The following is a 19,329-nucleotide window of genomic DNA, read 5'->3' as shown; positions in this document are numbered from 1 at the left end:
GACCCCGGGTGGGTCGACTTAAATACCTTGTTCGGCGAACGGAACAGCCAGTGCCAGCGCTGCTTCGAGTCCGGCAGCATCAACACCGCCGCCTTGCGCCATGTCAGGGCGACCGCCGCCTTTACCGCCAACAGCGGCAGCTGCCTGCTTCATCAAATCACCGGCTTTGAGTTGGCCAGTCAGGTCTTTGGTGACGCCTGCCACCAGCACGACCTTGTCTTCATGCACCCCGCCGAGCAGGATCACTGCGCGGCCGAGCTTGTTTTTCAATTGATCAACCAGCGCCAGCAGCGCCTTGCCATCCTGACCGTCGAGACGGGCAGCAAGCACCTTCACGCCTTTGACATCGACAGCCGAACCCGACAGGTCGTCGCCCGCAGCGCTGGCCGCTTTGGCCTGTAGCTGTTCGAGTTGTTTTTCCAGCAGACGATTTCGCTCCAGGACTGCCGACAGCTTGTCCAGAACGTTGTCGCGGTTGCCTTTGACCAGGTTCGCGGCTTCCTTCAGTTGCTCTTCAGCCGCGTTGAGGTATTCCAGCGCCACGGCGCCAGTGACTGCTTCGATACGGCGCACGCCTGCGGCCACGCCGCTTTCGCTGACGATTTTAAACAGCGCGATGTCGCCGGTGCGGTTGGCGTGGATGCCGCCGCACAGCTCGACCGAGAAACCGCCGCCCATGCTCAGCACGCGAACGCTGTCGCCGTACTTCTCGCCGAACAGCGCCATGGCGCCCTTCTTCTTGGCGGTCTCGATGTCGGTTTCTTCGGTCTCGACGGCGGTGTTCTTGCGCACTTCGGCATTGACGATGTCTTCAAGCGCCTTGATCTGATCGGGCTTGATGGCCTCGAAGTGGCTGAAGTCGAAACGCAGGCGCTGACTGTCGACCAGCGAGCCTTTCTGCTGGACGTGGTCGCCCAGCACCTGGCGCAGCGCGGCGTGCAGCAAGTGCGTGGCGGAGTGGTTCAGCGAAGTGGCCTGACGAACTTCGGCCGCGACTTCGGTGCTGACGGTGGTGCCGACTTTCAGGCTGCCCGACACTTGAACACCGTGGTGCAGGAACGCGCCGCCGGTCTTGGTGGTGTCGCTCACGTCGAAGCGTACGTCGCCACCGGCAGTCAGGTAACCGCTGTCGCCGATCTGGCCGCCCGATTCTGCGTAGAACGGGGTCTGGTCGAGGATGACGACGCCGTCCTCGCCTTCACTTAGCTGCTCGACCGCGATGCCGTCTTTGTAGAGCGCGACGACCTTGGCCTCACCTGCGGTGGCCTTGTAGCCGGTGAACTGCGTGGCCACATCAACCTTCACCAGGCTGTTGTAGTCCATGCCGAAGGAACTGGCAGAACGCGCGCGCTCACGCTGGGCGTCCATTTCACGTTCGAAACCGGCCTCGTCGAGGGTCAGGTTGCGCTCGCGGGCGATATCGCCGGTCAGGTCCATCGGGAAACCGTAGGTGTCGTACAGCTTGAACACCACGTCGCCGGGGACGATGGTGCCTTTGAGCTCGGCGAGGTCCTGCTCCAGAATCTTCAAGCCCTGCTCCAGGGTCTTGGCGAACTGCTCTTCTTCGGCCTTCAATACGCGCTCGATGTGCGCCTGCTGGTTCTTGAGCTCAGGGAACGCTTCGCCCATTTCGGCGACCAGTGCCGCGACGATCTGGTAGAAGAAGCTGCCCTTGGCGCCCAGCTTGTTGCCGTGACGGCAGGCGCGGCGAATGATGCGGCGCAGCACGTAACCACGGCCTTCGTTGGACGGCAACACACCGTCGGCAATCAGGAAGCCGCACGAACGGATGTGGTCGGCGACGACTTTCAGGGACGCCTGATTGTCGTTGCTGCAACCGATGGCGTTGGCAGCAGCGGCCAGCAGGCTCTGGAACAGGTCGATTTCGTAGTTGGAATTGACGTGTTGCAGCACGGCGCTCACGCGCTCAAGGCCCATGCCGGTATCAACCGATGGCGCTGGCAACGGGTGCAGAACGCCATCGGCCGTGCGGTTGAACTGCATGAAGACGTTGTTCCATATCTCGATGTAACGGTCACCGTCCTCTTCCGGCGAACCTGGCGGGCCACCCCAGATGTCAGCGCCGTGGTCGTAGAAAATCTCGGTGCAAGGGCCGCACGGGCCAGTGTCGCCCATGGTCCAGAAATTGTCGGAGGCGTATGGCGCGCCCTTGTTGTCACCGATGCGCACCATGCGCTCGGCCGGCACGCCGATTTCCCTGGTCCAGATGTCGTACGCTTCGTCATCCGACGCGTATACCGTGACCCAGAGTTTTTCCTTGGGCAGGTTCAGCACGCCGGTGAGGAAGGTCCAGGCGTAAGTAATGGCGTCGCGCTTGAAATAATCACCGAAACTGAAGTTACCCAGCATCTCGAAGAAGGTGTGGTGACGCGCGGTATAGCCGACGTTTTCCAGGTCGTTGTGCTTGCCTCCGGCCCGGACGCACTTCTGGCTGCTGACGGCGCGGGTGTAGGCCCGCTTTTCCTGGCCGAGGAAGCAATCCTTGAACTGGTTCATGCCTGCGTTGGTGAACAGCAGGGTCGGGTCGTTACCCGGAATCAAGGAGCTGGAGGCGACTCGGGTGTGGCCTTGCTCTTCGAAGAAGCGAAGGAAGGCTTCACGGATTTCTGCGCTTTTCATAGGTTCTTCCACGGAAACTTCGGCCTGGCACATGCATAGCGTCATTCGACGCAGCGACGGCAAAGGGCCGCATTATATAGGCGTTGTACGCTCGGTACAGCGTGTTATTCGATAGAAACCGGCAATCGGGCTGATGGCACCATCAGCGAACGCCGAATTCGGCAAACGCCGAGACCACTTGATCCAGATGCGCACTCGTCACATCCATATGAGTGACCATGCGCAGGCGCGGCGCGGCGCTCAGGACAATCCCCCGCTCCGCACACAGTGCCTTGAGGGATTGAGCGCGATCGCCAAGTTGCACATAAACCATATTGGTCTGCACCGGTTCGACGTCGAAGCCAAGCTCCGCAAGGGCCTGACCGAGGGCTGCCGCATTGGCATGGTCCTCGGCCAGACGCTGGACTTGATGCTCAAGTGCGTAAAGACCCGCCGCGGCCAGCAAGCCCGCCTGCCGCATGCCACCGCCGACCATCTTGCGCAAGCGTCGGGCCTTGCCGATGAACGCGTCTGACCCGCACAGCACTGAACCGACCGGCGCGCCGAGCCCCTTTGAGAGGCACACGGAAACGGAATCAAAATGGCTGGTGATCTCACGCGCGTCGACGCCCAGTTTGACCGAGGCGTTGTACAGACGAGCGCCATCGAGGTGCAGGCTCAAGCCTTTCTCGCGGGTGAATGCCCGTGCCGACGCGAGGTATTCAAGCGGCAGGACCTTGCCGTGCATGGTGTTTTCAAGGGCCAGCAATCGGGTGCGGGCGAAATGAAAGTCGTCCGCCTTGATGGCGGCGGCGACCTGCTCCAGATCAAGGGACCCGTCCGCCTGGTTGTCGAGCGGCTGAGGCTGAATCGAGCCCAGCACGGCCGCGCCGCCACCCTCGTATTTGTAGGTATGGGCCTGCTGGCCAACGATGTACTCGTCGCCGCGCTCGCAATGGGCCATCAGACCAAGCAGGTTGCTCATGGTCCCGGTGGGCACGAACAGCGCGGCGGCGAAACCGAGATGCTCCGCGAGCCAGGACTCCAGCCGATTCACCGTTGGATCCTCGCGATACACGTCGTCGCCCAGAGGCGCGCTTGCCATGGCGTCACGCATGCCGGCCGAGGGTTGGGTCACGGTGTCACTGCGCAGATCGATAACCGCCACGATGAAAGCTCCCATGCAAAAAGGGTCAAGCCTCTGTTCTAAGGCCCGGGGCAACGATAATCAAGGCTTGGGGGCGCAATGCCAAGCCGCCTTAGAAGAAAAGCTGATGAAACCCATCAAAAAGGCTCCAAGCGAATCACGGAAATCTATGTTACAAACTGCACGCCGACGGAGATTGCCGTCGGCAACGTTCTCAGGGCGGGGTGCGATTCCCCACCGGCGGTAATGGCGCGCAATGCGTCTAGCCCGCGAGCGCTTGCAGCGACTTCAGCGTCGATGCAAGGACAGCAGACCCGGTGTGATTCCGGGGCCGACGGTCATAGTCCGGATGAAGAGAGAACGGGACTGGCACAACAGGATCGTATCGAGACGGGCCGGGCGCATGGCGTCGGGCACACGTTCGAGCGTACCCTGGCATCCCATTCGATCCAAACGCCCTGTTTTTTTCATTAAACAGGAGTCAGAACACATGCAACCTACCGCCATTCACGCTCACGAGCGCGTCGCTTTCATTCAAGCCGGCTGGCACAAGGAAATCGTCGATCAGGCGCGCAAGGGCTTCGTCGCCGAAATGGCTCAGCACGGCTATGCCGAAACCGATATCGATTTTTTTGAAGTCGGCGGCGCCTTTGAAATCCCCCTCCATGCGAAGTTGCTGGCCAAGTCAGGCCGTTACGGCGGCGTTGTGGCCGCAGGCCTGGTCGTCGACGGCGGGATCTATCGCCACGAGTTCGTCGCGCAGTCGGTGATCAGCGCGCTGATGCAGGTCCAGCTGGAAACTGAGGTGCCGGTGTTCTCAGTTGTGCTGACGCCGCATCACTTCCATGCCGGTGAAGAGCATCAGAAGTTCTTCTTCGATCATTTCGTACACAAGGGTCAGGAAGCAGCAAAAACCTGCGCCGACACGCTGACCAAATTGCGCGCGGTGCGTCGGGTCGGTGAGGTGCAGAAGGCGGCGGGTTGATTCCGCAGCTTTACCGTGCACACGGTGTAAACCTGTAGGGGCCGGCTTGCTGGCGAATAGGGCGGACAGCCAGCGATATCTCGGCTGGCACGACAGGTTCGCCAGCAAGCCGGCTCCTACAGAGGTCGGCGGTCGTCAGCGATGGTCGTCGGTCGTCAGCGGTGGCCGTCGGTCGTCACCGGTGGTTAGCGGTGGCCGGCGGTAGTCGGACTGCGTAGGGTCCCTGCCCCAGCTTTGCCGTGCACACGGTGTAAACCTGTAGGAGCCGGCTTGCTGGCGAATGGAGCGGACAGCCAGCGATATGTCGGCTGGCACGACAGGTTCGCCAGCAAGCCGGCTCCTACAGAGGTCGGCGGTCGTCAGCGGTGGCCGGAATGCCTAGTTTCGCCAGCAAGCCGGCTGCACTAAACCAGCGTCTCGTCTGTCGCCGGCACGATCAATATCCCGGCCCGCAGGCCGTTTTTGACTTTCGGGTTGGGGAAGATTATCCGGGCGCCCTCTTCTTCTATCACCCAGCGTGAGTCGGCGAGATCTTCGGCGAGCACGTAGCCTTTTTCGAGCTCAGTGAAGTTCTCGATGTCCACCGGCAAATGCAGATGGAAGGCATCGCTGTGCTTGATGATTTCACGGGCGACGCTGAACAACTGCAATCCGTCCAGCCCAACACCGTCATCGATTTCATTGCCGGTAATCAACCGCTCCAGGCAGGCCTGCAGTTTTTGCAGATTGACCTGCTGGTTGTGCCCGAAGGGGCGCGCCTTGCCCAGCTCCAGCGTGAAGGCTTCGGCATCCAGCTTGTCGTAGGTGTACGCACTGAAGACGATGGATGACTTGTTCTGCAACAACACCGCTTCCATGCCCGCTGCTCGCAGCCGCGCGAGCTCGCGTCGGGAATGCGCGCGGCCCTCCTTCCACGGGTACAGGGCGAACTGCTCGATTTTCGAGCCGCGAATCGCAGTGTGCAGGTCGTAGTGCAAACGGTAACGGCCCGCGATGCTGAAGAAGCTCGCCGCCAGGCGTTCGAGCTCGCAGGCACGCAGCGCTTCGCTGCCCCCGCTGTGCTCGTGACGGCCGTTGAACAGGCGATTAACGTCTTGCTCGACGTAACGCTCTCCACGGCGCATCGCTTCAGGGTTGCCGAAAAGAAACAGAATACGCGCCCGCGGCTTGAGTTCACCCCGGGCAATGGCGTGAATCAGCGCATCGAGCAACTCGATCGGCGCAGTTTCATTGCCATGGATGCCGGCGGACAGCAGCAGGTCAGTGCCGTTGTCGCGCGCCTCGGGGGGCCTGACTTCAAGCGCCCCTTCAGCCAGCCAGCGCAGACGCACGCCGTCGACGGTCAGCTGAGTCTTTTCCGCAGGTTCGCGACCCGCGAGTGTCAGTTCAAGCAATTTGCCGAGGGCGAGCATGGGACGGTCCTGTGCGGGCTTAGTCGTGGTTGCAATCGGGGCCGTGCACATGGCCGTCTTCATCGTCGCCGCTCATGTCAGCCGGTTCCATTTCCAGCTGCAGGCTGACCAGGTTGGTGGCCAGTGGGCGCAGCAGCAGGTTGGCGTACTCGGCGTCGCCTTCTTCCACATCAACGCCAATCAGCAGTTGGCCGCGGCCGTCCTGCTGAATCCAGACTTCCTTGCCCTGCCAGATAACGGCAAAACGAGTGCAGGACGTTTCCAGCTGAGTACCGTCGGTGTCTTCAAGGATCAAACGCAGCGCGTCGGTCATGGCAAAACTCTCTCTCTTCAAAAGCAAAAACATCGTCGCCATGCGCCGCTCGGGCACATGGCTCACGGATGGGGTGGATCAATCGATCTGGAAAGGATAGACCGCGCCCAGCTTCAGGTGCTGAGTCAGCTCATCCAGAGCGTTACGGCACTCCGTCAGCAGTTGCGGGTCGGCCAGATCACTGTCGCTCATGCGATCACGATAATGCTTGTAGACCCACTGCCTCAGCGTCTCGTACAACGGTGGGGTCATGATAACGCCCGGATTGACCGCGGCCAGTTCGGTCTCGTTCAGCGCCACCCGCAGACGCAGGCAGGCAGGGCCACCGCCGTTCTGCATGCTTTGCTTGAGATCGAAAACCTTGACCTCGCGGATCGGGCTGTCATCGGCCAACAGGCGTTGCAGGTAGTTCCACACGCGTTCGTTGCTGCGGCACTCTTCCGGCACGATCAGCAGCATCGAGCCGTCGGCGCGGGACAACAACTGGCTGTTGAACAGGTACGAGCGCACCGCGTCTTCCACGCCGACTTCACTGCGCGGCACGCAAATGGCCTGGAAGCGCCCGCCCCGGCGACCGAGCTTGTCATTCAGCTCGGCCAGCATCGGCTCGGTGTTGAGAAACGCGTCCTCGTGATAGAAGAGCACTTCGCCGTTGCCGACCGAGATCACGTCGTTATGGAACACGCCTTGATCGATCACCGCCGGATTCTGCTGGGCGAAAACCACGCCCTCTGCGTTTAGGCCATGCAGGCGAGCCACCGCCTGGGAAGCTTCGAGGGTCTGTCGCGCCGGGTACTTCTGCGGTGCGGGGAAGCGGCTGTCGAACGCCGCTCGGCCGAATACAAAAAACTCGATGCCGGCCTCGCCGTAATTGCGGCAGAAACGTGTGTGGTTGGCCGCGCCCTCGTCGCCAAACTGGGCAACGGCAGGCAACGCTGCGTGGTGCGCGAAATGCTGCTGATCGGCGAACATTGCGCCCAATACGCGGCTGGTGGTCGGGTGTTCGATGCTGCGGTGGTATTTGCAGTTGAGGTTGGCGGCAGTGAAATGCACGCGGCCATCGGCGGTATCGGCGCTCGGGCTGACCGTGGCGGCGTTGGCCACCCACATGCTGGATGCAGAGCAACTGGCGGCGAGTAGCGGCATGGATTCTTTTGCAGCGCGTTGGATGACTTGCGCGTCGCTGCCGCTGAAGCCAAGTCGGCGCAGACCCGCCACGTCGGGCCGCTCCTGCGGCGCCAGCACGCCCTGGGCAAATCCCATCTCCATCAGGGCTTTCATTTTGGCCAGGCCCTGCAGCGCAGCCTCGCGCGGATTGGAGGCTTGCTGGCAGTTGTTCTGGGACGCGACATTGCCGAAGGACAGCCCACCGTAGTTGTGGGTCGGGCCCACTAGACCGTCAAAGTTGACTTCGCAGGATTTCATCGGTGAGGCTCCGTGGATCTGAATTTTTTATAAACATCAAAAGTCGCGTGGCCAGCTGCAATCACCGCCATAACACTTCACCTGTAAACGCCGGTCACCTGTAGGAGCCGGCTTGCTGGCGCAGGGTTTGACCTGACACATTCATGTCGAATGACCCAACGCTTTCGCCAGCAAGCCGGCTCCTACAGTCCGCGTTCGCTACCACGCCGGCAAGCCGGCTCCTACAGTCCGCGTTCGCTACCACGCCAGCAAGCCGGTTCCTAAAGTCCGTGTTCGCTGCTACACCCGCTGGGCGGCTGCGCAGGATGCAGACTCACTTCAGGGTGATGCCAGGCGTCAGGCTGGCAGGCAGTGACAGGCTCTCAGTCTCAAGCGATGCCACCGGGTACGCGCAGTAGTCAGCCGCGTAATAAGCGCTGGCGCGATGATTACCCGAAGCGCCTACGCCACCAAAGGGTGCGGTACTCGCCGCGCCGGTCAACTGCTTGTTCCAGTTGACGATGCCGGCCCGGCTCTGCAGCCAGAACTGCTGGTAACGCGCCTGCGAGTCTGACAACAGGCCCGCCGCCAAGCCGTACTGAGTGGCATTGGCCTCTTCGATGGCAGCGTCGAAGTCAGCGTAGCGAATGACCTGCAGGAGTGGGCCGAACAGTTCTTCATCGGCACGATCGGCCACGTCACTGACGTCGATAATGCCCGGCGTGAGCAGCGCCGAATGCGCGTCGGGCTGGGTCATTTCGAGCAATGCTATCGCGCCGTTGGCCAGCATCAGCTCCTGAGCATCCAGCAGCGCACGCGCGGCGCCGAGGGAAATCACCGAGCCCATGAAAGGCGCAGGCTGTTGATCGAACGCGCCGACCTGAATGGTCGATGTGACCTCCACCAGCCTCGCCAGAAACGCGTCGCCCCAGTCACCCTCGGGCACCAGCAGGCGACGGGCGCACGTGCAACGCTGCCCGGCGGAGATGAACGCGGACTGGATCACGGTGTACACCGCCGCATCGACATCGGCGACTTGATCGACCACCAGCGGGTTGTTGCCTCCCATCTCCAGCGCGAGGATCTTGTCCGGTCGACCGGCGAACTGTTGGTGCAGGGCATTGCCGGTGCGACTGGAACCCGTGAAAAACAGACCGTCGATGCCCGAATGACCCGCCAGGGCAACGCCGGTATCGCGTGCGCCCTGCAGCAGGTTGAGCACGCCCGCAGGCAGCCCGGCTTCGATCCAGCACTGCACGGTGAGTTCGGCAACCTTGGGGGTCAGCTCACTGGGCTTGAACACCACGGCGTTGCCCGCCAGCAGGGCTGGCACGATGTGGCCATTCGGCAGATGCCCCGGGAAATTGTACGGCCCGAAGACCGCCACCACGCCGTGGGGCTTATGCCGCAGGACAGCGGTGGCATCACCCAGGGGGCCGCTCTTCTCGCCGGTCCGCTCGCGATAGCTCTGGATGGAAATCGCCACCTTGTTGGCCATGCTCGTCACTTCTGTCGCCGACTCCCACAGCGGCTTGCCGGTTTCCTCACCAATGCATCGGGCGATTTCGTCGGCACGGCTCTTCAGTGCAGCAGCGAACGCTTCAAGCACGGCAATGCGCTCATCCAGCGAACGTGTTGCCCAGGCCGGGAACGCCTGACGGGCAGATTTGACCGCTGCGTCGACCTGCGCGGCAGTCGCAGCGCTACCGGACCAGATCACCTGCTGGGTCACCGGATCCAGGGATTCAAATGCATCGCCCTGCCCGTCCTGCCAGGCGCCGGCGATATATAAAGTGTTCATCAAATACTCTCCCGAGCGGGCGACAGTGGCACCGCTCGCACCTGATCACCGGCGCTGAGGCGCAGGCGCCTGGCGGTTTGCGGATCGACCACCAGGGTGCCGGCGGCAAAACGCGCGGGAGCTGCCGTGACGCGGCAGTCTTCGCGCTTGCGGTTATGGATAAGGAAGGGCGTCGCGTCGTCGCCCGGTGTGCCGACAGCCAGCACCAGTGCCTGGCTGTCGCGCACTGCGCGGATCTTGCTGGTCTCGCACTCAATGGCTGGCCCGGCGTCGAAGATATCGACGTAGCCCTGATAGCTGAAGCCCTCGGCCTTGAGCATGGTCAGGGCCGGTTCGGTGCTGACGTGTACGCGGCCGATGACCTCGCGCGCCGCCTCCGAGAGGAAGCAGCTGTACAGAGGAAACTTGGGCATCAGTTCGGCGATGAAGGCACGGTTGCCGACCCCGGTGAGGTAATCGGCCTGACTGAACTCCATTTTGAAAAAGTGCCGGCCCAGGCTTTCCCAGAATGGCGAATGGCCCTGCTCGTCAGAGATGCCGCGCATTTCAGCGATGATTTTTTTGCCGAACAGGTCAGGGAATTCCGCGATGAACAACATCCGCGCCTTGGACAGCAGGCGACCGTTGAGACCATTGCGGTAGTCAGCGTGAAGAAACAGCGAGCACAACTCGGAGTTGCCGGTGAGGTCGTTGGCCAGAAACAGCGTCGGGATCTCGCGGTAGATATTCAGCTCTTGAGAAGCGCTGACCGTCAGGCCGACCCGGTAGTTGTACCAGGGCTCACGTAGCCCCACCGCGCCGGCGACCGCCGAAATACCGACCACTTTTTCGTCGTCATCTTCGAGTACGAACAGGTAATCGGCGTCGCCCCGCCCGGCTTCGCCGCGGAAGGTTTTTTCGGCCCAACCGACCCGGTGCGCCAGACGCTCTTCATTGGCCGGCAGCGTGGTCAGGCCAGCGCCGGTGCTGCGCGCCAGCTCGATCAACGCCGGAAGGTCACTGTTGCGTACGGGACGAACGATCATGCTTTCTCCTCAAGCCGGGATGATGCCACCACCGGCGAACTCGCTAACCTGCTTTACGGCGTGGGCCCGCCATTGCAGCGCCCGTCACCGTCGACTCATCTGGCCCGGTCGTCAGACCGCAACAATGCGCACGCTGGCGCCTTCACCGACTCCCAGCGCTTCAGCAGCTGCAAGGCTCAGGGCGACGGGCTTGCCCGGCACCCAGTCGAGCTCCAGCATCACTGCACGGTAGTCTTGCAACTGCCCGTTCGACACCAGATAAGGCCGGCCACCCTTGACGGCGTCGCCAGTGCTCACGGTGTCGACCTTGACCGGCACGACGCGGCTGTTGGCAATCGAGCGAATGCCGGAGACACGGGCGTGCAACGTCGGGCCGCCGTCAAAGATGTCGATGTAGTGATCGGTTTCGAAGCCCTCGCGCATGAGGATGTCGAAAGTGATCTGCGCGCGCGGATGGACCTGACCCATGGCCTCCTGAGCGGCGTCAGGCAGCAGGGGCACGTAGATCGGATAATGGGGCATCAGTTCGGCGAGGAACGTCCGGCTTTTCAGCCCGCACAGCCGCTCGGCTTCGGCGTAGTTGATGTCGAAGAAGTTGCGGCCGATGGCGTCCCAGAACGGCGAGTCGCCGTTGTCGTCGCTGTAGCCGACGATCTCGGTGACGACCGAGTCAGCGAAGCGCTCCGGGTGGCTGGCGACGAACAACAGACGTGCGCGCGAGTTGAGTTCCGACCACAGTGTGCCCACCAGTTCAGGCAGCACGTAGAAGCTGGTCAGCAGGCTGTTGCCCGTAAGGTCATGGCACTGAGAAAGCACGTGGATCTTGTTGTGGATCTTCAGCTCGCGGGAGGCATGCACGAAGGTTTCGTTGCGAAAGCTGTAAAACGGCTCGGAATAGCCCGCCGACGCAACGATCCCGGAGCAGCCTACAAGACGCCCGGATTCGGTGTCTTCGAGCACGAAGAAGTAAGTCTCCTCGCCGTTGAAGCTCACTTCTGCAGCGAAGGAAGCCTCGGACGCCGCAATCTTGTCACTCAGACGTCCAGCGTCATCCGGCAGGGACGTGACACCAATCGGGCTGTCTGCAGCGAGTCGTTGGACCTCGCTCAGATCGGCCATTTGCGCGGGGCGCATCACCAGCATGGTGTCACTCCTTGGAAAAAAATCGGGCCGGTTAAACGGCGAAAGATAAAAAATGCTGCGTGTCTACGATCTGTAGGAGCCGGCCTGCTGGCGAGGCGTCGGGACAATCGACCATGACGTCGCCGACGCAACGCGTCCGCCAGCGAGCCGGCCCCTACCGATTTAAAGCGATTTCACGCGCCAGTGAGCTGGGCAACCGCGCGTTCAAAGCGATTCAGGCCTTCTTCAATATCGGCGTCTTCAACCACCAGACTTGGCGCGAAGCGCACCACGTCGGGACCGGCTTGCAACACCATCACACCCGCCTGCTCGGCAGCGTTGAAAAAGTCCTTGGCCTTGCCTTTCCAGGCGTCCGTCAGCACGCAACCAATCAACAGACCCATGCCACGCACTTGGGTGAATACGCCGTATTGCTGGCCGATCTTCTCCAGACGGGCCTTGAACAGCTCATGTTTGGCTTTCACACCCGCCAGCACTTCAGGGGTGTTGACCACGTCGATGACCGCCTCGCCCACCGCGCACGCCAGCGGGTTACCGCCGTAAGTGGTGCCATGAACGCCAACGGCCAGATGCTTGGCCAGTTTTTCAGTGGTCAGCATGGCCGCCATCGGGAAGCCGCCGCCGATGCTCTTGGCGCTGGAGAGGATGTCCGGTGTCACGCCGTAATGCATGTAGGCGAACAGATGGCCGCTGCGGCCCATGCCGCTTTGCACTTCGTCGAACACCAGCAGCGCGTTGTGCTCGTCACACAGCTTGCGCGCACCTTGCAGGTATTCCAGCTCGGCAGGCAATACGCCGCCCTCGCCCTGGATTGGCTCCAGCACCACGGCGCAGGTCTTGTCCGAGACGGCGGCTTTCAGCGCATCGAGGTCATTGAACGGGACGTGAGTGATACCGGTGATTTTTGGACCGAAGCCATCGGAGTACTTCGGCTGACCGCCGACGCTCACGGTGAACAGCGTGCGGCCATGGAAGCTGTTCAGGGCAGCGACGATTTCATACTTGTCCGGGCCGTACAGGTCATGGGCCACGCGACGCGCCAGCTTGAAGGCAGCTTCGTTGGCTTCAGCGCCGGAGTTACAGAAGAACACGCGGTCGGCGAACGTGGCATCGACCAGTTTTTTGGCGAAGCGCAGTGCCGGCTCATTGGTGAATACGTTGGAGACATGCCACAGCTTGTTGGCCTGCTCGGTCAGCGCGCCGACCAGCGCCGGGTGTGCGTGGCCCAGCACGTTGACTGCGATGCCGCCGGAGAAATCGATCAATTCACGGCCCGACTGGTCCCAGACACGAGAGCCCTGCCCACGGACAGGAATGAACGCTGCCGGGGCATAGTTGGGAACCATTACCTGGTCGAAATCGGCACGTTGCACCGGTACTTGCTCAACGGACATCGGAGTCTCCTGAAGAGGAACGCCTGCCTGGAACTGGCGAGCGATGGAAGGATTGTAAGGACTGATTCGGGCCGGGCCTTGCCGCCAAGCGACAACTTCTTATAGCGCCAAACCGGGTTTTTCCGGAGTTTTCGGCAATGCGACAAATTGCGTCGCAATGGCGCAGTTTAAACGTTGGCGCGTGGCTGTAGCAGTGCTGCGATGCAACAGGACCGACGCACGTCTCAACCGCGCTCGGCGGGCACCGATGACAATTCGAACGGGCTGCTGCTGCGGCGCTGATTGCGGTCCTCGCGTGGGGTTGCACCGAAGAAATTGCGGTAGGCGCTGGAGAAATGCGGCCCCGAAGAGAACCCACATGACAAGCCGATCTGGATGATCGATTTGCTGGTCTGCATCAGCATCTGCCGCGCCTTGTTCAGGCGCAGCTCCAGGTAATACTGGCTGGGCACGCGGTTGAGGTACTGCTTGAAGATGCGCTCCAGCTGGCGTCGGGACACGCACACGTGCTGAGCGATTTCATCAGTGGTCAGCGGCTCTTCGATGTTGGCTTCCATCAACAGCACGGCCTGGGTCAGCTTCGGGTGGCTGGAACCCAGACGGTTCTGCAACGGAATGCGCTGGCGCTCGCCGCCTTCGCGGATGCGCTCGACCACCAGTTCCTCGGACACGGCGCCGGCCAGTTCGGCGCCATGGTCCCGCGCCAGCACCGCCAGCAACAAGTCCAGAACCGACATCCCGCCGCACGCCGTCAAGCGGTCGCGATCCCAGTCGAACAAATGACTGGTGGCAATGACTTTGGGAAAGCGTTCAGCGAAGTCGTCCTGCCAGCGCCAATGCACTGCGGCCCGGTAGCCATCCAGCAGGCCCAATTGGGCCAGTGGATAGACGCCCGCCGACAGCCCGCCGATGACACAGCCGGCGCGGACCAGCTGTTTGAGCGAACCGCCCAGCGCAGACGACATGGGCGCAGGGGGCTCGTCAGCCAGTAGAAACAGCTTCTGAAACCCTTCCAGACGACCGATCCACGGCTCGCCCGGCAACTGCCAACCTGTGCAGTCAACGGGGGGCTCGGCCTGCAGGAACGACAGTTCGTAAACCACTTCGGGGTGAACGCGCTGAGCAACACGCAGGGCTTCCTCCGCCAGCGCCAGGGTCAAGGCTTTGGTGCCGGGCCAGATGAGAAATCCGATTCGATGGGCAGTCATGGCGTGCAATCCGAAACGTGTCGCTAAAAGGAGTCGCACGTCAGGTGCGATGGGAATCTGTAACGTTCAGTCAATGGCTGCGGCCTGAATGACGCGCAGCATGAACCGTTCTGAAGCAAAACGCACCGCTCTCGCAGGGCGGGCTGGTTACTTCAAACTACCCGACAGGAACTGCTGCAAACGCTCGGATTTCGGATTGACCAGCACTTCACGTGGGTTACCGCTCTCTTCGACCAGGCCCTTGTGCAGGAAAATCAGCTGGTTCGACACTTCACGGGCGAAGCCCATTTCGTGGGTGACCACCACCATGGTCCGGCCTTCCTGAGCCAGCGCCTGCATGACCTTCAGCACATCGCCGACCAGCTCCGGGTCCAGGGCGGACGTCGGTTCGTCGAACAGCATGACTTCCGGCTCAACCGCCAGCGCGCGGGCAATTGCCACGCGCTGCTGCTCGCCGCCGGACATATGCCCTGGATAGGCGTCCTTGCGGTGCGAAACACCGACCTTGTTCAGATAATGTTCGGCCTTTTCCAGCGCCTCTTTCTTCGGTACACCCAGTACATGGACAGGCGCTTCGATGATGTTTTCCAGCGCAGTCATGTGCGACCACAGGTTGAAATGCTGAAACACCATCGACAGGCGCGAGCGCATGCGCTGCAACTGTTTCGGGTCGGCAGCTTTCAGACCGCCGTTCTTGTTGGAAACAAGCTTGAGCTCTTCGTTGTTGAGCAGGATACGGCCTGACTTGGGTTGTTCCAGCAGATTGATGCAACGCAAAAACGTGCTTTTGCCCGAGCCGCTGGAGCCGATGATGCTGATGACATCGCCGGCCTTGGCGGTCAGCGAAACGCCTTTGAGCACTTCGTGACTGCCGTAGCACTTGTGCAGGTCCTGGACTTCCAGTTTGTTCATGATGTCGGTTCTCACAAGTAATCAGTCGCTGAGCAGGCGACCGCTGCGCAGGGGCGTGCGGCCGGCCACTTTGGCCATCCAGAAACCCGGCTGGGCGTAACGCAGTTTTTCGATGGCAAACAACACCCCGGCCGTGCCGGCACAGACGGTCGTGGCGCGATCGGTCAACGGGTCGATGACTTCAAACAGCGGCTCGCCGGGTTCCACCCAGGCCCCGGCCGGGCGCAGGAAGGTCAGCACGCCGGGATGGGGCGCGTAAATCATTTCGGTGCCTTCGAACGGCATGCCTTCGCAGGCCTCATGGCCAGGCTGCGGCCACTCGCCGCTGATCAGCCCCTGCTCGGCCAGAAACGCCAGAATACCTTCAGCGTAAGCCTCGGCCTCGGCCTTGCCGGTGTTGGCCTGGCCGCCCAGCTCCAGCGTGGTCGCCAGACACGCCAGAGGGATCTGCGCGTCGGGGAATTGCTTGGACAACCGCAACCACGGCAGCGAACAGGCTTCGTCGAACGAGCTGCCGCCGGAATCTTCGGCCAGCAGCGCGACGGTCACCCCCAGATGCGCGGACAGCGAACGCCACTGCGGCCAGTGCTGCGGCAAGGCGTACATGTGCAGCGACGCATCGGTGTCGCAATGCAGGTCCAGCACGACATCAGCGCTACAGGCGTGACTCAGCAACACCCGCTGCATGCCGGCCAGCTCACTGCCGGCAGGTGGCAACTGGGCGAGTACATCGGCCATGGCCTGACGAATCAGTCGAGTGTTGGCGTGGGGATCATCGCCCAGCTTGCCCGCCAGTGCTTGAGCCACCGGCGCGCTCAACTCGGTGAAATCGCGATTGAAGTTCTTGCCGCTGCCGTATTCAAAACGTCCCTGGTGATTGCCTTGCAACAGCTGGCCCAGGCCAATCGGGTTGGCGACCGGCACCAGCTCGATGACGCCGTTGAGCAAGCCCTGCTCTTCGAGCTGAACAAGGCGCTTCTTCAGCTCCCAGGCGGTGCGCATGCCGGGCAGTTCATCGGCGTGCAGGCTGGCCTGAATGTAGGCCTTGCGCTCGCCCTGACCGAAGCGGAACACGCTCAACGTACGCTGGGTGCCAAGGTTGCCCCATGGCAGGTCGTGATCGATGCGTTGCATATCAGTGCTTCCTCGGTGCGAGGTAACTGAGCCAGCGGCGCTCGGCCAGCTTGAACAGTTTCACCAGAATGAACGTCAGGCACAGGTAGAACACGCCTGCCGTGATGTAGGCCTCGAACGGCAAGTAGAACTGCGCGTTGACGGTGCGCGCCGCGCCGGTGATGTCGATCAGCGTGACGATGGACGCCAGGCTGGTGGTCTGCAGCATCATGATCACTTCGTTGCTGTACTGCGGCAATGCGCGACGCAAGGCCGATGGCAGCAGGATCCGGCGGTACATCTTGGCTTTCGACATGCCCATGGCGCGCGCCGCTTCGATCTCGCCCGGAGGCGTGGATTTGAGGCTGCCGGCAATGATTTCGGCGGTGTAAGCGCTGGTGTTGATCGCGAAGGCCAGGCAGGCGCAGAACGTCGCGCTCGACAGCCACGGCCACAGCACGCTTTCACGCACCGCCTCGAATTGCGCCAGCCCGTAATAGATGAGGAACAACTGCACGAGCATCGGCGTGCCGCGGATGACGTAGGTGTAGCTCCAGGCCAGCAGGTTGACCCAAGCGACTTTCGACACGCGCATCAGGCCCAGCGGCAACGCTGCAAGCAAGCCGAAAAACAACGACAGGGCGAGAAGTTTGAGGGTAACCAGCAGGCCGCCGAAATACAGCGGCAGGTTTTCCCAGACCACGTTGTAATCGAAGATCATAGGTCCGCCACCCTTACGCCAGCCGAGTAGCGCTTTTCGATGTAGCGCAGTACCAGCAGCGAGACACTGGTGATTACCAGGTACATGGCCGCGACTGCGAGAAAGAACGTAAAGGGTTCGCGGGTGGCATCTGCCGCCTGCTTGGCCTTGAACATCATGTCCTGCAAACCAACCACGGAAATCAGCGCCGTGGCCTTGGTCAGTACCAGCCAGTTATTGGTGAAGCCGGGAATCGCCAGACGAATCATCTGCGGTACCAGGATACGGAAAAACACCCGCCCGCCGCTCATGCCATAGGCCATGCCGGCTTCGGCCTGTCCCTTGGGAATCGCCATGAATGCGCCGCGAAAGGTCTCAGAAAGGTACGCACCAAAAATGAAACCCAGCGTGCCGATACCGGCCACCAGTGGGTTCAGGTCAATGTAGTCGTCATGGCCGAGCAGTGGCGCGATGCGGTTGAGCAGGTCCTGACCGCCGTAGAAAATCAGCAGAATCAGCACCAGATCGGGAATGCCGCGGATCACGGTGGAATACAGGTCGCCCAGCCACGCCAGCCAGCGCACCGGCGACAGCCGCAATGCCACGCCGATCAGGCCGAGCACGATCGCCAGCGCCATGGAGCACAGAGCGAGCTGCAAGGTCAGCCATGCGCCGTCGAGAATGACGGCTCCGTAACCTTTCAACATGTTGTTTGGCCCTCAAGCGCGGGATAGAAAAATGGCGCAATCAGTCGGTACGGGACCTGCTGCTTGCGCCATTGACGGCTTCAAACCACGTTACTTGCCGTAGATGTCGAAGTCGAAGTACTTGTCTTGAATGGTCTTGTATTTGCCATTGGCACGAATGGCCGCGATGGCTGCGTTGAGCTTGTCCAGATCAGCCTTGTCGCCCTTGCGCACGGCAATGCCGACGCCGTCACCGAAGTAGTTGACGTCGGTGAAGGCCGGACCGACGAAGGCAAAACCTTTACCGGAATCGGTGTTGAGGAAGCCGTCCTGCAGCAAGGTTGCATCCGCCAGGGTGCCATCGAGGCGACCGGCGCCGATGTCCAGGTAGATTTCATTCTGCGAGCTGTAGGGCTTGATTTCAGCACCCAGCGGAGCAAGGACTTCCTTGGCGAAACGCTCGTGGATCGAACCGCGCTGCACGCCGATGTTCTTGCCCTTGAGCTCGGTCATGCCATCACTGATGGCAGTGCCTTGCTTCATGACCAGACGGGCCGGGGTGTTGTAGTACTTGTTGGTGAAGTCGACGGACTTCTTGCGGTCTTCGGTGATGGACATCGAGGACAGAATGGCGTCGATCTTGCGCACTTTCAGAGCAGGGATCAGGCCGTCGAATTCTTGCTCGACCCATACGCATTTGACTTTCATCTCTTCGCACAGGGCGTTGCCGATGTCGTAGTCGAAACCGACGATGTTGCCATCCGGCGCCTTCGAAGCAAATGGAGGGTATGCCGCTTCGATACCGATTTTGAGGGGCTTTTCATCGGCGAACGCTGGCTGTGCCAGTACGGACAGTGCCAGCGCACCCAGCAGCATGAGCTTTTTCATTTCTTGGAACTCCATCGGTATAACGCGACAAATGGCAGTGAGCGAAAACGCTCAATGAGCAGGAGGAATCAGAAATTGCGACGCGATGTGCCGTCAGGTATCAGTCCCGACAGGCCTTCGGCGAGTGATCGGCATTTTAGCGGCAGGCGGAAAGTCGATATTTCTTCAATGCGACAACTAGTTACAGAAGCGCATGAAAACTACAACCACACGATTGACATCCAAAAAGCTTTGTGAAACTGCCCGACCGGGCAAACCTATCAACGAAGCAAATAACGCGCCCATTATTGGCAAAGCCTTGTGATCCGGCAAGCGCAGCGTGGGAGCAGGTTTCTGCAGGCCGATAAAATGCGTTGCGGTCGAGTCGAAATGCCCCACTCCGGTGCGCGAAGTTACCGGGTTGGGTGTTCGGTAACAAATCGATAATTCCCGGTTCTTGGGGGGCGGCTTAGGGCCTTGGCTCAAGAGCGTCGGCCTAACGGCTCGCCTGTTTCGCCTTCGGCGAGTTGCGTTTGAACAGCTTTAGGATCAAGAGCGTCGGCCTAACGGCTCGACTGTTTCGCCTTCGGCGAGTTACTT

Annotated in this window: 16 protein-coding genes and 1 riboswitch; of the genes, 1 reads left to right on the top strand and 15 read right to left on the bottom strand. The window is 61.3% G+C overall.

Annotation, left to right across the window (positions count from 1 at the left end):
* Positions 1-18: 18 nt before the first annotated feature.
* Together alaS and ltaE are read right to left on the bottom strand one after the other, a co-directional pair.
* Positions 19-2,640 carry an alanine--tRNA ligase gene (gene alaS, locus QRN48_RS10445; protein WP_285350460.1) on the bottom strand — a complete coding sequence of 874 codons (2,622 nt, stop codon included), beginning with the start codon at positions 2,638-2,640 and terminating at the stop codon, positions 19-21.
* 142 nt (positions 2,641-2,782) lie between these two features.
* Entirely contained in the window at positions 2,783-3,787 is a 1,005-nt protein-coding gene (gene ltaE / locus QRN48_RS10440; RefSeq protein WP_285350609.1) for a low-specificity L-threonine aldolase, read from the bottom strand.
* 185 nt (positions 3,788-3,972) lie between these two features.
* Positions 3,973-4,132, top strand: a riboswitch (FMN riboswitch).
* Between the two features lie 124 nt (positions 4,133-4,256).
* On the opposite strand from ltaE, the gene QRN48_RS10435 reads away from it, so the two are divergent.
* Positions 4,257-4,751, top strand: coding sequence for a 6,7-dimethyl-8-ribityllumazine synthase (locus tag QRN48_RS10435; protein WP_191944794.1), 495 nt, complete (start codon positions 4,257-4,259; stop codon positions 4,749-4,751).
* Positions 4,752-5,155: 404 nt separating this feature from the next.
* Here the strand turns inward: QRN48_RS10435 and astE are convergent, their stop codons facing one another.
* The 13 genes from astE to aotJ form a co-directional block, all read right to left on the bottom strand.
* Positions 5,156-6,163, bottom strand: coding sequence for a succinylglutamate desuccinylase (gene astE, locus QRN48_RS10430; protein ID WP_191944795.1), 1,008 nt, complete (start codon positions 6,161-6,163; stop codon positions 5,156-5,158).
* A gap of 19 nt (positions 6,164-6,182) precedes the next feature.
* Positions 6,183-6,476 (bottom strand): hypothetical protein, encoded by a 294-nt coding sequence (locus QRN48_RS10425; protein ID WP_037017250.1) that lies wholly within the window; start codon positions 6,474-6,476, stop codon positions 6,183-6,185.
* 78 nt (positions 6,477-6,554) lie between these two features.
* Positions 6,555-7,901, bottom strand: a complete 1,347-nt coding sequence (gene astB, locus QRN48_RS10420; RefSeq protein ID WP_285350456.1) for an N-succinylarginine dihydrolase — start codon at positions 7,899-7,901, stop codon at positions 6,555-6,557.
* 313 nt (positions 7,902-8,214) lie between these two features.
* Entirely contained in the window at positions 8,215-9,684 is a 1,470-nt protein-coding gene (astD, locus tag QRN48_RS10415; protein ID WP_285350455.1) for a succinylglutamate-semialdehyde dehydrogenase, read from the bottom strand.
* The gene (astA, locus tag QRN48_RS10410; protein ID WP_037013739.1) at positions 9,681-10,706 is read right to left on the bottom strand and encodes an arginine N-succinyltransferase; all 1,026 of its coding nucleotides are present in this window, start codon (positions 10,704-10,706) and stop codon (positions 9,681-9,683) included. Before astA ends, astD begins: the two co-directional genes overlap by 4 nt.
* Before the next feature lie 111 nt (positions 10,707-10,817).
* Entirely contained in the window at positions 10,818-11,849 is a 1,032-nt protein-coding gene (gene aruF, locus QRN48_RS10405; RefSeq protein WP_037013740.1) for an arginine/ornithine succinyltransferase subunit alpha, read from the bottom strand.
* A gap of 173 nt (positions 11,850-12,022) precedes the next feature.
* On the bottom strand, positions 12,023-13,243 hold the full coding sequence (locus tag QRN48_RS10400) for an aspartate aminotransferase family protein (RefSeq protein WP_191944798.1): 1,221 nt from the start codon (positions 13,241-13,243) through the stop codon (positions 12,023-12,025).
* Positions 13,244-13,467: 224 nt separating this feature from the next.
* Positions 13,468-14,451: a transcriptional regulator ArgR gene (gene argR / locus QRN48_RS10395; RefSeq protein ID WP_285350450.1), complete on the bottom strand. Its 984-nt coding sequence runs from the start codon at positions 14,449-14,451 to the stop codon at positions 13,468-13,470.
* Between the two features lie 147 nt (positions 14,452-14,598).
* The gene (locus QRN48_RS10390) at positions 14,599-15,363 is read right to left on the bottom strand and encodes an ABC transporter ATP-binding protein (RefSeq protein ID WP_285350449.1); all 765 of its coding nucleotides are present in this window, start codon (positions 15,361-15,363) and stop codon (positions 14,599-14,601) included.
* A gap of 21 nt (positions 15,364-15,384) precedes the next feature.
* Positions 15,385-16,497: a succinylglutamate desuccinylase/aspartoacylase family protein gene (locus tag QRN48_RS10385; RefSeq protein WP_285350446.1), complete on the bottom strand. Its 1,113-nt coding sequence runs from the start codon at positions 16,495-16,497 to the stop codon at positions 15,385-15,387.
* Position 16,498: 1 nt separating this feature from the next.
* Positions 16,499-17,197 (bottom strand): ABC transporter permease, encoded by a 699-nt coding sequence (locus QRN48_RS10380; protein ID WP_191944801.1) that lies wholly within the window; start codon positions 17,195-17,197, stop codon positions 16,499-16,501.
* Entirely contained in the window at positions 17,194-17,883 is a 690-nt protein-coding gene (locus QRN48_RS10375; RefSeq protein ID WP_037013746.1) for an ABC transporter permease, read from the bottom strand. Before QRN48_RS10375 ends, QRN48_RS10380 begins: the two co-directional genes overlap by 4 nt.
* A 90-nt stretch (positions 17,884-17,973) precedes the next feature.
* Positions 17,974-18,750, bottom strand: a complete 777-nt coding sequence (gene aotJ / locus QRN48_RS10370; protein ID WP_285350441.1) for an L-arginine-binding protein AotJ — start codon at positions 18,748-18,750, stop codon at positions 17,974-17,976.
* Between the last annotated feature and the right edge of the window lie 579 nt (positions 18,751-19,329).

The organism is Pseudomonas sp. ME-P-057 (assembly GCF_030208975.1).
GTDB lineage: Bacteria > Pseudomonadota > Gammaproteobacteria > Pseudomonadales > Pseudomonadaceae > Aquipseudomonas > Aquipseudomonas lutea.
This window is presented reverse-complemented; position numbering and strand designations above follow the sequence as displayed.

What these genes read in the sequence shown, in the direction of transcription:
- alaS (WP_285350460.1), bottom strand. Translation starts at nt 2,640, where the DNA reads ATGAAAAGCGCAGAAATCCGTGAAGCCTTCCTTCGCTTCTTCGAAGAG.
- QRN48_RS10435 (WP_191944794.1), top strand. Translation starts at nt 4,257, where the DNA reads ATGCAACCTACCGCCATTCACGCTCACGAGCGCGTCGCTTTCATTCAA.
- astE (WP_191944795.1), bottom strand. Translation starts at nt 6,163, where the DNA reads ATGCTCGCCCTCGGCAAATTGCTTGAACTGACACTCGCGGGTCGCGAA.
- QRN48_RS10425 (WP_037017250.1), bottom strand. Translation starts at nt 6,476, where the DNA reads ATGACCGACGCGCTGCGTTTGATCCTTGAAGACACCGACGGTACTCAG.
- astB (WP_285350456.1), bottom strand. Translation starts at nt 7,901, where the DNA reads ATGAAATCCTGCGAAGTCAACTTTGACGGTCTAGTGGGCCCGACCCAC.
- astA (WP_037013739.1), bottom strand. Translation starts at nt 10,706, where the DNA reads ATGATCGTTCGTCCCGTACGCAACAGTGACCTTCCGGCGTTGATCGAG.
- aruF (WP_037013740.1), bottom strand. Translation starts at nt 11,849, where the DNA reads ATGCTGGTGATGCGCCCCGCGCAAATGGCCGATCTGAGCGAGGTCCAA.
- QRN48_RS10400 (WP_191944798.1), bottom strand. Translation starts at nt 13,243, where the DNA reads ATGTCCGTTGAGCAAGTACCGGTGCAACGTGCCGATTTCGACCAGGTA.
- argR (WP_285350450.1), bottom strand. Translation starts at nt 14,451, where the DNA reads ATGACTGCCCATCGAATCGGATTTCTCATCTGGCCCGGCACCAAAGCC.
- QRN48_RS10390 (WP_285350449.1), bottom strand. Translation starts at nt 15,363, where the DNA reads ATGAACAAACTGGAAGTCCAGGACCTGCACAAGTGCTACGGCAGTCAC.
- QRN48_RS10385 (WP_285350446.1), bottom strand. Translation starts at nt 16,497, where the DNA reads ATGCAACGCATCGATCACGACCTGCCATGGGGCAACCTTGGCACCCAG.
- QRN48_RS10380 (WP_191944801.1), bottom strand. Translation starts at nt 17,197, where the DNA reads ATGATCTTCGATTACAACGTGGTCTGGGAAAACCTGCCGCTGTATTTC.
- QRN48_RS10375 (WP_037013746.1), bottom strand. Translation starts at nt 17,883, where the DNA reads ATGTTGAAAGGTTACGGAGCCGTCATTCTCGACGGCGCATGGCTGACC.
- aotJ (WP_285350441.1), bottom strand. Translation starts at nt 18,750, where the DNA reads ATGAAAAAGCTCATGCTGCTGGGTGCGCTGGCACTGTCCGTACTGGCA.